The sequence below is a fragment of the Halomicrobium sp. IBSBa genome (assembly GCF_017612575.1).
Classification (GTDB): Archaea; Halobacteriota; Halobacteria; order Halobacteriales; family Haloarculaceae; genus Halomicrobium.
Window position 1 is genome coordinate 1,143,331 of sequence record NZ_JADPQC010000001.1, and the last position, 12,387, is coordinate 1,155,717.

12 protein-coding genes are annotated in these 12,387 nt (G+C 67.1%); 2 read left to right on the plus strand and 10 right to left on the minus strand.

Annotated elements, in window-relative coordinates; translation table 11 throughout:
- Positions 1 to 11: 11 nt before the first annotated feature.
- From IL252_RS05850 to mutS, 7 genes are all read right to left on the minus strand, one after another.
- Positions 12 to 338 carry a hypothetical protein gene (locus IL252_RS05850; protein ID WP_153554492.1) on the minus strand — a complete coding sequence of 109 codons (327 nt, stop codon included), beginning with the start codon at positions 336 to 338 and terminating at the stop codon, positions 12 to 14.
- Between the two features lie 160 nt (positions 339 to 498).
- Entirely contained in the window at positions 499 to 1,551 is a 1,053-nt protein-coding gene (locus IL252_RS05855; protein ID WP_208627233.1) for a phosphate uptake regulator PhoU, read from the minus strand.
- Positions 1,552 to 1,555: 4 nt separating this feature from the next.
- Positions 1,556 to 2,464, minus strand: a complete 909-nt coding sequence (pstB, locus tag IL252_RS05860; RefSeq protein ID WP_208627234.1) for a phosphate ABC transporter ATP-binding protein PstB — start codon at positions 2,462 to 2,464, stop codon at positions 1,556 to 1,558.
- A complete protein-coding gene (gene pstA / locus IL252_RS05865; protein ID WP_208627235.1) occupies positions 2,457 to 4,064 on the minus strand; it encodes a phosphate ABC transporter permease PstA in 1,608 nt (535 codons plus the stop codon). The genes pstB and pstA overlap by 8 nt, the downstream gene beginning before the upstream one ends.
- A complete protein-coding gene (gene pstC / locus IL252_RS05870; protein WP_208627236.1) occupies positions 4,061 to 5,152 on the minus strand; it encodes a phosphate ABC transporter permease subunit PstC in 1,092 nt (363 codons plus the stop codon). Before pstC ends, pstA begins: the two co-directional genes overlap by 4 nt.
- 37 nt (positions 5,153 to 5,189) lie before the next feature.
- Complete coding sequence (locus IL252_RS05875; RefSeq protein WP_208627237.1) at positions 5,190 to 6,359, minus strand: PstS family phosphate ABC transporter substrate-binding protein; 1,170 nt, start codon at positions 6,357 to 6,359, stop codon at positions 5,190 to 5,192.
- A gap of 182 nt (positions 6,360 to 6,541) precedes the next feature.
- Positions 6,542 to 9,358, minus strand: a complete 2,817-nt coding sequence (mutS, locus tag IL252_RS05880; RefSeq protein WP_208627238.1) for a DNA mismatch repair protein MutS — start codon at positions 9,356 to 9,358, stop codon at positions 6,542 to 6,544.
- Between the two features lie 301 nt (positions 9,359 to 9,659).
- Here mutS and IL252_RS05885 point away from each other — a divergent pair, with 301 nt between their 5' ends.
- Positions 9,660 to 10,658 (plus strand): sulfite exporter TauE/SafE family protein, encoded by a 999-nt coding sequence (locus IL252_RS05885; RefSeq protein WP_244256850.1) that lies wholly within the window; start codon positions 9,660 to 9,662, stop codon positions 10,656 to 10,658.
- Positions 10,659 to 10,792: 134 nt separating this feature from the next.
- A complete protein-coding gene (locus IL252_RS05890; RefSeq protein WP_153554500.1) occupies positions 10,793 to 11,128 on the plus strand; it encodes a co-chaperone YbbN in 336 nt (111 codons plus the stop codon).
- 51 nt (positions 11,129 to 11,179) lie between these two features.
- Here IL252_RS05890 and IL252_RS05895 read toward each other — a convergent pair whose 3' ends face one another.
- The 3 genes from IL252_RS05895 to IL252_RS05905 all read right to left on the minus strand — a co-directional run bounded on the left by IL252_RS05895 (position 11,180) and on the right by IL252_RS05905 (position 12,376).
- Positions 11,180 to 11,839 carry a DsbA family protein gene (locus IL252_RS05895; RefSeq protein WP_208627240.1) on the minus strand — a complete coding sequence of 220 codons (660 nt, stop codon included), beginning with the start codon at positions 11,837 to 11,839 and terminating at the stop codon, positions 11,180 to 11,182.
- 58 nt (positions 11,840 to 11,897) lie between these two features.
- On the minus strand, positions 11,898 to 12,077 hold the full coding sequence (locus IL252_RS05900; protein WP_170092637.1) for a hypothetical protein: 180 nt from the start codon (positions 12,075 to 12,077) through the stop codon (positions 11,898 to 11,900).
- Between the two features lie 149 nt (positions 12,078 to 12,226).
- On the minus strand, positions 12,227 to 12,376 hold the full coding sequence (locus IL252_RS05905) for a hypothetical protein (protein WP_164731963.1): 150 nt from the start codon (positions 12,374 to 12,376) through the stop codon (positions 12,227 to 12,229).
- Between the last annotated feature and the right edge of the window lie 11 nt (positions 12,377 to 12,387).

Sequence of the window (12,387 nt, forward strand, 5' to 3'; positions counted from 1 at the left end):
CAGACCGGCGTTTACTCGCCCAGACGGGGACCCGGCTTCCAGGTGTTGCCTTCGAGCACCACCAGATCGTACCGTTCGAGGACCTGCATCGTCTCGACGACGGCCGCGGCGTCGTACTCTGCGGCCATCTCGCCGGGCAGTTCGTCGGCGATGGCGCTCCGGGTGCCACCACCCATGCGCTGGACCGTCTCCAGCAGCGTTTCGAGGTCGCTGGCAAGCGGGGCGAGCGCGTCCGGGCGACTCTCCTCGGATTTCAGCTTCGACACGACCTCTTCGTACCGGCCGGTGATCTCCATCGACACGGATACGTCCTCGTCAGTCGACTCGTCCTCTGACATACCCGAAGCGACGGGTAGATGGATCAAAAGTGTTTCCACACGCCGTCATATCGAAACAGGCCGGAGTTATTCGTTGCCACCATTCCACATTCGTCAGCCACTTGGCGGAATCGAAGTGCAGAGTGAGGCGGCGAGGGCAGTGGCGTCTACCCCAGACCGGTCAGCTGCCCGCGTCAGAGGCCGCGTCGACGGTGCTGCCCTCGCGTCGAGAGTGGACGGGATCTCGAAGCTCCCCGCGGCGGACGGCACCACGGAGTCCGGCTTCGGCGATGTTCCCGCCGTGCTCGGCCGTCCGCCGGAGGCTGTCGAGGACGCGGACGAGTCTGTAGTCGCCGTCCGCACCGTCGACCAGTCGCCGCTCGATCACGGTCGCCCGCTCTCTCACGTCGTCGCGACGGTCGAGCACGTCCCGGGCCGCCCCGGCAGCCGTCTGATCGACGACGACGCCGACGGCGTCCTCGACGACCGTCCGGGCCTGTTGGGCGAGATCGGTGAGCGCGTCGACGGATTCGGCGGGTGGCGCGTCGAGGGCCGCCACCGTGGTCGCGATCCGCTCGGCGTGGTCCGCAACCCGTTCCAGTTCGCAGGCGGTCCGCCAGCAGTCGAGCAGTTCGGGGCGGCGCTGGCCCAGCGCGTCGACCTCGTCGAGGCGGGCGAGCGCGCGTCCGAAGTGGCGATCGACCATCGCAGCCAGCCGGTCGGACTGGTCGTCCCGATCGGCGATGTCCGGGCCGCCGTCGCCGGCCAGGGCCGCCGTCGCGTCGCGGTGCATCGAGAGGGCGACGAAAGAGAGCTGGCGGACGGACTGGGGGATCGACACCTCGGCGGCGTCGACGAGGCTCTGGACCGTGATCTGGGTCGCCGTGCGCTCGTCGATCGTCACCCCGGTCATCGTACGGGTCACCGACTGGATCCGACGGGACTGTGCGTCGGTGAACTCGCCGGCAGCCTCGAATCTGACCGTCGACGCACCGGCGGCGTAGGCCGCCCGAAGCGTCTGTTCGAGGTGGACCGGGCGCTGGTCCTCGACGGCCACCTCGACGCGACCGGCCTCGTCGTCGATCTCGCGGGCCTCGACGACGAGCACGCCGTCGACGTGCGTGTGGAGGTCGACGACGGAGCCCGCTTCGAGTGACTGTTCCCGTGCCCACGACTTGGGGAGCGAGACGGTGTAGGTCCCGCCGCCGACCGTCTGGATCTTGCGGGAGTCCATCGGCTCACCCGAACTTGCCGGTGATGTAGTCTTCGACGCGCTGGCTCTCGGGATTCTCGAAGATCGTGTCCGTGTCGTCGTACTCCACGAGGTGGCCGCCGGTGAGGAAGACGGCTGTCTGGTCGGAGATCCGAGCGGCCTGTTGCATGTTGTGGGTCACGACGACGACGGTGTACTCCTCGGCCAGCTCCTCGATGAGATCCTCGATCTTCGCGGTGGCGATGGGGTCAAGCGCCGACGCCGGCTCGTCCATCAGCAGTACCTCCGGATCGGTCGCCAGCGCGCGAGCGATACAGAGGCGCTGTTGTTGGCCGCCAGACAGTCCCAGCGCGTTGTCGTCGAGTCGGTCGTTGACCTCCTCCCACAGGGCCGCCTGTCTGAGCGTCCGTTCGACCAGTTCGTGCTCCTTCTCGGTGTCGTCGCGACCCAGGAGCCGCGCCATCAGTCCCTTGTTGATGTCGCCGTGTTTGCGCGGCCCGTAGGAGATGTTGTCCCGGATCGACTTGGGGAAGGGATTGGGTGCCTGAAACACCATCCCGACGCGCTTGCGAAGCTCGACGAGGTTGGTGCCGTCTCGGTAGATCTCCTGGCCGTCCAGTTCGACCGAGCCGTCGACGCGCGCGGCGTCGACCCGGTCGTTCATGCGGTTGAGACAGCGCAGGAACGTCGACTTCCCGCAGCCGGACGGCCCGATCAGCGCCGTCACGCTCTCGTCGGGGATGTCCATCGAGACGCTCTGGAGGGCGTGCTCGTCACCGTAGTGGACGTCTAAGTCTTCGACCGACAGTTTCGCCTGCCCGGTGAAGTCGTACTCGCGCCACGCGGCGTCGATCTGCTCGTCGGACTCGCCGCTGGTCGTGGGCCGTTGCTCGCTCGATGCCTCGTCGTGGTGTTCGATTTCTGCGTTACTCATGGTGCAGTTTCCTCCGGAAGTACAGTCGACTGCCGACGCCGACGGCGTACAGCCCGATCACGACCAGCAGGAGGACCAGCGCCGTCCCCCAGCCGAACTGCTGGTTGGTGAAGATTTCCTTGGGGAACACGCCGGCAGTGATCGTCGAGTACAGCTGGTAGGGCAGCGCACTGGCCGGCGACAGCAGCGCCTCATTGGTGACGAACGGCGGGTTGGGCGTCAGCGCGAACGATCCGAGCACGTTCGGCGTGTTGCTGGGGTAGGGGGGACCACCGAACACCAGCAGGAGCGGCGCGGTCTCGCCAGCGATCCGGCCGACGCCGAGGATGACGCCGGTGATCGTCCCCGGCATCGCGGCCGGTACGACGACGCTGCGGATCGTCTGCCACTTCGTCACGCCCAGGGCCGCACTGGCGTCTCGGTACTCGTCCGGGACCGCCAGGACGGCCTCGCGACTCGTGATGAGCACGAGCGGCAACAGCATGAACCCGAGCACCAGCTGGCCGACGAGAATCGAGTTCCCGCCGCTGATACGTGGCACCAGGAAGGCCAGCCCGAACAGACCGAAGACGATACTCGGGGTCGACCACAGTCCGTTGGTCGCAACTTCGACGACCTGGGTGAAGCGACCGTGTTCGGCGTACTCGGTGAGAAAGACCGCGGCACCGACGCCGAGTGGCACCGCGAAGACGACGGCACCGAAGACGAGCCAGAGGGTGCCGATCGTCGCCGGCAACACGCCGGGGATCTCGACGAACAGCCCGCCGGTGACGTTCGTCGCGAACGGGAAGGCGGGCCACGGAATCGTCACGCCGACGACGGGGATCGTCAGCTGCCCGCCAAGCAGGCTCGCGCCGGTGAGCATCGTTTCGAGACCGTTGACGACGATGAAGCCGATCAACAGCCCGAGCACTGCGAGCATCCCGAAGACGACCGTCCCGATGAGCGCGAAGGCACCGGCCTGGCGGCCCTGCGCGCCGAAGCCGGCCTTCGCTTTGGCCCCGCTCCAGGCCGCGAGCAGGGAGCCGGCGATCACGACGGCGGGAATTAGTTCGCTGCCGGGGAAGCTGGCCGACGACCACGCCGGGGCCCAGACCCACGCCGCGTCGATCTGGCCCAGCACGACCGCGCCACCGAGCATGGCGAGCACGACGGCGACGGGGATCGTCGAGCCGATGTCCTCGCGGGTGAGCGTCGCCGCGAGGCTCCCGGCGGCACCGAACGCCACTGCCGCAGGGACCCACAGCACGGTCCCGGCACCGAGGAGTGTCGTCGCGAACAGCGCGCCCAGCACCGACCAGAGCACGCCAAAGACCGCGCCGACGGTGAACCCCGCCGTCGGAGACGGGGTGGTGTCGAGCCGATCGAGTCGGGACGCGACGCCGACGGCCACGAGACCGACGGCGGCGACGAGCAGCGCCACCCCGAGCAGGACGAGCACGGTGGCCCCTGCCACCGTCGTCGCCTCGTCGATCCACTGGAAGAGCACGCCCCAGGAGACGACGAAGCCCGCGAAGCTCACCGCGAGGACGACGTTCGCGATCAGTTCGCTCGTCGTCGAGTCGCCGCTGTGCAGCGCAGTGTCGCGGACGGTACTCATCGTTCACCTCGGAGTTTCTGTCGCATCCGCCACTCGACGAACTGCGAGGAGACGCTGAGGAACATCACCATGACGAACAGGACGACGCCACCGGCGAACAGCGCACTCATGTGGAGACCGCTGGCGTTGCCGCCCTCGAAGGCGATCACGGTCGTCAGCGTCTCGCCGTAGCCCGCGAACACGTCGAAGATCGGCGACGGGAACCCTTTCGTGTGTGAGAGCATCACCGTGGCCGCCATGGTCTCGCCCATGGCACGACCGACGCCGAGCAAGATTGCCGCCGAGATGCCCGACAGCGCCGCGGGGATGGTGACGCTCTTGGTCGTCTGCCACTCGGTCGATCCCATCGCCAGCGAGCCGCTCTTCATCGACTCGGGGACCGTCGAGAGCGCGTCTTCCGCGACCGTGACGATGGTCGGCAACGCCATGATGCCGACCATCAGACCGGCCCCGAAGTAGTTCCCGATCGTCGGGGTGTTGAACTCCGCGTAGAGGTACTGATTGACGATCGTCAGTCCGATGAACCCGTAGGTGATCGAGGGGATCCCGGCCATCAGCTCGATACCGGGCTTGACGAGTTCGCGAACGCGGGGCGGGGCCAGTTCGCTGACGAAGATCGCACCGGCGACGCCCAGCGGTGCCGCGACGATCGTCGCGATGACGGTGGTGAGTGCGGTCCCGACCATCATCGGCGTGAGCGACCAGACCGTCCCGCCGTCGCCACCCCAGAGACGTGGGGGCGATTCGGTTCGGAAGAACAGATCGAGGCCCATCTGTCGGAACACCGGCAGTGTCCGCAAGAGCAGGAAGGCGATGATCAGCGCCAGCACGCCGACGGTCGCGACGGTCGTGAGGAACGTGAGCCCCTTCGCGGTCTCGGCCTGGTACCGAGCCCAGCCGTAGGCGATCGTCGTCAGAAAGCCCGCGAGCGGCAGGATCGTCCACGCTGAGCCGACGAAAAAGAGCGCGAAGCCGACGGTGATCCAGCCGGCGACGAGTACGTGCAACGCGATCGCACCGTCTTCCGTTCGGGACCGGTAGTCTCGTGCCCGTTGTGAGAGCCCGGTGAGTGAGAGTCGTTGAAGCATTGGATCGTAGTATCCGGAAAGCCCAGGGTCCGCGACGCTATTCGTACTTCGAGGCTGCGACCTTCTCGCGCTGTGCTTCGAGGCGGTCGGCTGGCAGCTTGAAGTAGTTGTTACCGGCGACGAAGATCTCCTGTCCGAAGTCGCTCAGACAGAAGTTGATGAAGGCCGCTTCCTTCCGGGACGTGTCCTCGTAGGTGTACGCGTGGAGGTCCCGAGAGAGGGGGTACTCCTGGGCACCGAGGTTCTTGCCGTACTCGTAGACGGTGCCGTCGATCTCCAGACCGATCGGCGGCGTATTGCCGTCGGGTTCGACGAACGCCAGCGCGATGTAGGCGATGGCGTTGTCGGCCTGTCCGACCGCCTGCTGGAGCTGCTGGTTCTGACCGAACCGCTGGTCGGGACTGATCGGCTCGTCGGGGTCGCCGTAGACGTTGTTCCGGAAGGCCGTGTCGGTTCCCGACCCCTCTGCGCGACCGAGCGCGAGAATGTCCTTGTCCGGGCCGCCGACCTCGCTCCAGTTCGTGATCTCGCCCTTGTACATGCCCCGAAGGTCGTCGATCGTGATCTGCTCGACGCCCGCGTCGGCGATCTCGGGGCTGACGACGATCGGCTGGCCGTCGACGCCGACGACGTGGTCGACGAACCCGTCGAGCCCCTCGGCGTCCTCCCCGAGTTCGGACGCGGCCGAAGAACTCGCGTCGCCGATGTCGACGCGCCCCTCCATGACGCCCTCGATCCCGGTCCCGGAGTGAGAGAGGGCGATCGAGACGCGGTACGGTGGGCTGGATCGCTCGCCGGTCGCTTCGTAGCCGTACTCCGAGGCGAAGTAGTCGGCGAGTCGCATGTCGGTGCCGTACTCCTCGGCCCACTCGGAGGGCCAGTAGTCCCCGTCGCCGGCCTCGGGGTTGGAGTTCCAGTAGCTCGCCGCGGTGTTCGTGATCGGGAACACCGTCGAGGAACCGTCACCAGTCAGAACGCTCGTGTCCATCCCGCCACCGCCGCCGCTGTCCGAGCCGTCGGAGTCCATGGAGTTCGAGCCGTCACCGCTCGACTCCTCGCCGCCGGTGTCTCCGTCGGCGCTGTCGCCGTCGCCACTGCCTCCACTCTCGCTGCACCCTGCCACAGCGGCGGCCCCAGCCGAGCCCGCCGCCGCGACGAATTTCCGCCGTGATACCAGATCAGACAGTCGCGCTGACTCGCGTGTCATCACCAGAAACCGGACGGAGGATTACTAAACTCGTTTATAATAGCGGTACTTGACGGTATGTTCGTTTCGGTGCGGTACGTATCGATACGATCCCAATAGAGCCCTATATATCGATACGTACCACCGGGTCGTCGTCTCCGGGTTCGGGCGGCACGAACACGAGACAGTCCGCCCCGGCAGTATCAGTCCGCGATGTCGTCCTGGAGTCGGGCGAGCGCGTTCATCGCCTCGATGGGCGTCATCGTCGCCACGTCCAGCCGTGCCAGCCGCTCGCGGAGCGGATCGGCGTCGGGTCTGCTCTCGTCACCGGTCGCCGCCTCGACTGCGGCGTGGCCGTCGGTCGACGCCGACGGCGGTTCGCTCGCCGGGGCCGACGGCTGGGTCGCCGCGCCGTTTTCGGCGTCCGAGGGCCCACTTCGTGCGCCCTCGCTGCCCGCGTGTCGCGCTGCTCCCGCTCCCGTCTTCGAGGGCTCACTCCGTTCGTCCTCGCTGCTCACGGGTCGTCCCTCCCCGCTCGCTCGTTCCGAGGGCTCACTCCGTTCGCCCTCGCTTCCCAACAACGTCCGGGATCGCTCGACCACCGAATCGGGCACGCCAGCCAGAGCCGCGACCTCGATCCCGTAGGACGCCGCGGCCGCGCCGGGGGCGACGCTGTGCTCGAAGACGACATCGTCGCCGTCGTGGCGCGTCTCGAAGTGGCGGTTGTGGACGCCGGGCAGTTCGTCGGCGACGGCCGTCAGCTCGTGGTGGTGGGTGGCAAAGAGCGTGTAGGCCCCGATTTCGTCGTGGACGTGTTCGGTGACGGCGCGGGCGATGGCGAGCCCGTCGGCCGTCGAGGTCCCGCGGCCGACCTCGTCCAGCAGGATCAGCGAGTCGCTGGTCGCGCCCTGCAGGATGTCTGCGAGTTCGGTCATCTCGATCATGAACGTCGAGCGCCCGCCAGCGATGTCGTCGCTCGCGCCGACGCGGGTGAACACCCGGTCGACGATCGGCAGGCTCGCCTCGCGGGCGGGGACGAAGCTCCCGGCCTGTGCCAGCACGCAGAGGAGCGCGATCTGGCGCATGTAGGTGGACTTGCCGCTCATGTTGGGGCCGGTGAGGATCGTGAAAAACGCGTCCGGAGTGAGGCGGGCGTCGTTGGGAACGAACGACTCTTCGGCGCGCTCGACGACGGGGTGGCGGCCGGCCGTCACGTCGATGGCGTCCCCGCCGACGCTGGGTCGGCAGTAGTCGTGGGTCGCCGCCACCTCGCCGAAGGCCACGAGCACGTCCAGCGTCGCCAGGCGGTCGGCCAGCGCCTGCACGCGCTCGGCCTCGGCCGCGATCGCCGCCCGGACCTCGCAGAACAGTTCGTATTCGAGGTCGTCGGCGGCCGTCTCGGCGCGGACGATCTCCTCTTCGCGCTCCTTGAGCTCGGGCGTGACGAAGCGCTCCGAGTTTTTCAGCGTCTGGCGGCGCTCGTAGTCGTCGGGGACGCTGTCGAGGTTGGGGTCGGTCACCTCGATGTAGTAGCCGTGGACGGAGTTGTGCCCGACCTTCAGCGAGTCGATCCCGGTGCGTTCGCGCTCGTTGATCTCCAGGTCGTCGATCCACCGCTTGCCCGACTGCTCGGTCTCGCGCAGCGCGTCGAGGTCGTCGTCGTACCCCTCGCGGATCACGTCGCCCTCGGTGACTTCCTGTGGCGGGTCCGGACAGATCGCCGCCTCGATCTCCTCGCGCACGTCCGTCAGCGGGTCCAGCCCCTCGTAGAGGTCCGCGAGCAGGGCGCTGTCGGCGTCTGCCAGCTGCTCGCGCACGTCCGGCACGACGGCCAGCGTGGCGGCGAGCGAGCGCAGGTCTCGCGCGTTCGCCCGGCCGCGAGAGACGCGCGAGATCAGTCGTTCGAGGTCGTACACCGCCGTGAGCAGTTCGTGGAGACGTTCGCGACGCTGGAGTCCCTCGACCAGCTCGGCGACCGCCTCGTGACGGCGCTCGATCCGGTCGGCGTCCAGCAGCGGGCGGCGCAGCCAGTCGCCCAGCCGTCGCCGGCCGAGCGCGCAGGCGGTCTCGTCGACGGTGTCGACCAGCGTGCGCCCCTCGTGGCCCCGCACCGCCCGGCGCTCGAACAGTTCGAGGCTGTCGAGCGCGACCGCGTCCAGCAGCATGTACTCGCGGGGATCGTAGCGCGTGAGGTGTGTGAGATACGTCAGCTGTCCGCCGCCGTCGTCTGCGATTTCGTCGCTCGTGCCCGCACCGCCCCCGCGGGTGTACTCGGCGTACTCGAGCAGCGCGCCGCAGGCTCGCACCTCCAGATCGTCGGCCAGCAGCGCGTCCGGATCGCCGAAGTACGTCCGCACCCGGTCGGCGGCGTCCGCGAAGGCGAACACCGACTCGTCGTACGGCGTCACCATCGCCGCGGTGTCGAAGACCCGATCCTCGTCCACGTCGACGCCGGGGCCGACGATCGCCTCTGCGGGTGCGAAGCGGCCCACTTCGTCGGCGACGGCGTCGACGGCGTCGGCGCTGGTCGCGTAGAAGTCGCCCGTCGACACGTCGAGCAGCGCCAGCCCGTAGCGGCGGCCGTCGGCCGTCAGCGCGGCGACGTAGTTGTTGTCCGGGGAGTCAAGCAGCTCGTCCTCGGTCAGGGTTCCCGGCGTGATGATCCGCGTCACCGCCCGGTCGACGACGCCACTGACCGCGTCGGGGTCTTCGACCTGGTCCGCGATGGCGACGCGGTAGCCGGCGTCAAGCAGCGTCTCGACGTAGCTTTCGGCGTTGTCGATGGGGACCCCGGCCATCGCGTACTGCCCGGTCGAGTCCTCGCGCTTGGTCAGCGTGATCTCACAGAGCCGGGCGACTCGCTCGGCGGCACCGCAGAAGGCCTCGTAGAAGTCACCCACCTGAAACAGGACCAGCGAGTCGTCGTAGGCCCGACAGAGCTCGTAGTACTGGCGCATCATCGGCGTCAGCTCGTCGGCCCGCTCGGCCATCTTCTCGGGAGGTCCCAGCGCCGCGTCCATATCCGGGAGGGAAGCCCTGCCCGCCCAAATATACTGCGGGTCGGCGGGACGGCTGTGGGCAGAGGGGGAGCTAGAGCGGTGGTTCGGCGACGAGGTCGACACCGGCGTCGCCAGTCGGGGCACTAGTGGAGTGCAAACAGCCACCAAAGCGAGGTTCGACATTCAGTTTTTTACCGGAGTTTCCCACACGTAGGGCCACCTGCACGTGACTTCGACTCCGTCCGCGTCGGATTCACCGTACGCACGACTCGTGTCCGGCTTTCTCAAGAATCAACACTTCTTCGTGTTTACCGCACCAGTAGTGTTCGTCGCGTTGGTGTACCTGTTCGCGCCGACCGACGGGGCCGGCGGGAGCGGCTACTGGCTGGAGTACTGGTGGCTGTTCCCCTGCTTCCTGCTGGGCGCGACGATCGTCAACACGGTGGGGATCAGCGGCGCGGCGCTTTTCGTCCCGTTCCTGATCTTTCTCTTCCCGCTGGTCGCGTCGCCACTCGACGCCGCGACGATCGTCAAAGTCGGGCTCATCAGCGAATCGTTCGGCCTGTCCAGTTCCGCCGTCGCGTTCGTCGCTCACGGCCTCGTGGATCGGCGAGTCGGAACGGCCATCGTCGGTGGGGCGCTCCCGCTGGTGGTCGGCGGCGCGTTCCTCTCTTTCTTCCTCCCGGAGCCGGTCTTCCAGCTCATGCTGGGAGTCGTATTGACGCTGTCGGCGTACCTCCTCTTCCAGCTCGACCTCTCGCACGGCCACACGGGAGACAGCGTCGAGACCGCTGCGGCGGACGGCGGCAGCGACCTGCCAGACGACGCCGACAAGCTGGGCCACGCGGGTGTGAGTACCGACGGTGACGGACAGGTCACCCGTGTCGACCGCAGCGGAACGACCTACCGCTACGATCGATCGGGCTACGCCGAGCGGTTCGGCACGTACGGCTTCGGCGGCGTCTTCCAGGGTGTCGCCGGCTTCGGCATCGGCGAGATCGGGATCGTCTCGATGCTGCGCTCGAAGATTCCCGTCCGCGTCGCCATCGGCACCAACCACATCATCGTCGCCATCACGGCGGTCGCCGCCTCGCTGACTCACGTCTTCGGCGGCGGCCTCGTCGGAGCCCACCAGATGGACCTCGCGTCGACACCCTGGAACATGGTCGTCTTCACCGTCCCGGCGACGGTCACCGGCGGCCAGATCGCGCCCTACGTCACGTCGACGTTCAGCACGCGAACGCTGAAGCTGTTCGTCGCGGGACTGTTCGTATTGATCTCGATCGCGCTGTATATCCTCGCGAGCCAGGGGCTGTTCTGACACCGTCGACAGCCATCTGGGACCGAGTGGCCGCCCCGCGGCGAACATCGTCGCGGAGTGAGGTGTCAGTACGAGACGACGGCAGTGAGAGCCGCCAGGGACAACCGTATTCGTCTGGGCGACCAAAGACTGGCATGGCCACGGAAACACAGCCCCGGCCCCACCTGCTCGACTCGAAGCCGGCGCTCGACGACCTGATCGCCAGCGAGGAGCGACTGCTCGTGGAGTTTCACACGAAGGGCTGTTCGCTGTGCGAGGCGATGGCCCCGGTACTCGACGCGGTCGCGAAGGGGACCGACGCGACGGTCGCGACGATGAATCCCCGCGACGATCCCGTCCTCGTCGACGAGTACGACGTGCGGTCGGTGCCGAAGCTGTTGCTGTTCGTCGACGGCGAACTCGTCGAGACGCTAGAAGACGGGTTCGTCCCGGTCGAAGACGTGCGCGCGTTCGTCACCGAAACCGAGTGATACTGCCGGCAGTATGACGCGCGGGGAGCAAAGAGTCGACAGCGAGCGCGATCAGGTCCCGTCGACGAGCCGTTCGAGCTGTTCCGGGGGGACCGCACCGCGGGCGGCGTAGCCGTCGGAGACGAACGTCGGGACGCCGGTGATTCCCTCGCGCTGGGCCTCGGTAAAGCGCGTGGTGACCTCCTCGCGGAGGGTCTCGTCGTCGAGCGCGGCGCGGATCTCGTCACCGTCCAGACCCACGCGTTCTGCGAGGGCTGCCAGCACGTCCGGATCGCCGATGTCGCGTTCCTCCTGCCACAGCGCCGTGAAGATGCTCGTGTCGAAGTCGAGCCACGTCTCGTAGTCGGCCGTCGTCTTGACGTGGTAGGAAACGATCTGGGCAGACAGCGAGTCCACCTCGCTGGCCAGCTCGAGGCTCATCTCGACGTCGTACTCCGCTTGCAGGCGGCGGACGTTCTCCTTTGCCTGCTCGTAGTAGTCGTCGTCTTTGCTGTCGTCGACGGAGTGGTCGATCGAGCCGTCGGGGTTTCGTTTGTTGTGGCGCAGGTCGAACGGCCGCCAGTCGATCCGCAACTGCTCGTCGCGGTCCGCCTGGAACTGTCTGAGCGATTCGCGACCGAGATAACAGAACGGACAGACGTAGTCGGAGTAGACCACGATCTCGTCGGTCGCTGTCGACTCCGGCCGGTCAGCGGCGTCGGTGTCGGTCATCTTAACCACGTTTTGCAGTCCGGACGGAAGAGCGTTGGCCGGTCGTGTGTCCGCGGTATCAAGCCGAGGAGGTGTCCTCGCCCACCTCGACGGCGTAGTCCGACTGGATCCAGGCCGCCGAGTTGGTCCGATCGTAGACGATGGTGTCGCCGTCGTCGGTCGTGAACGCACCGAACTGTTCGTCGGCGCTGGGTTCGTCGTCGGTTGCCACGTCGGAGGGAGTGTCTGGTTCGGTCATCGATTGGAATACGGTACCAGTTCACAATGGAATGGTGGACATAAGCCTTTCCCGAGTGCGATAAGGAATAGTAATACCATACTAGGACTCGGTGCTGTCGGAGAGACTTCAAAAAAGCCGCGCACGCCGTGGACGCGTGCGATCAACGGCTACTGCCCACTCAGGTCCAGTGCGAAGTCCGACTGGATCCAGGCGTCCGGATTCTCGCGGTCGTAGACCACGAAGTTCCCGTCGCCCGTCACGAACGTCCCGTACTTGTCGCTCTGTTCCCCACCTGTTCGATCGACTGTGCGTGTCATCGTCCCATGCC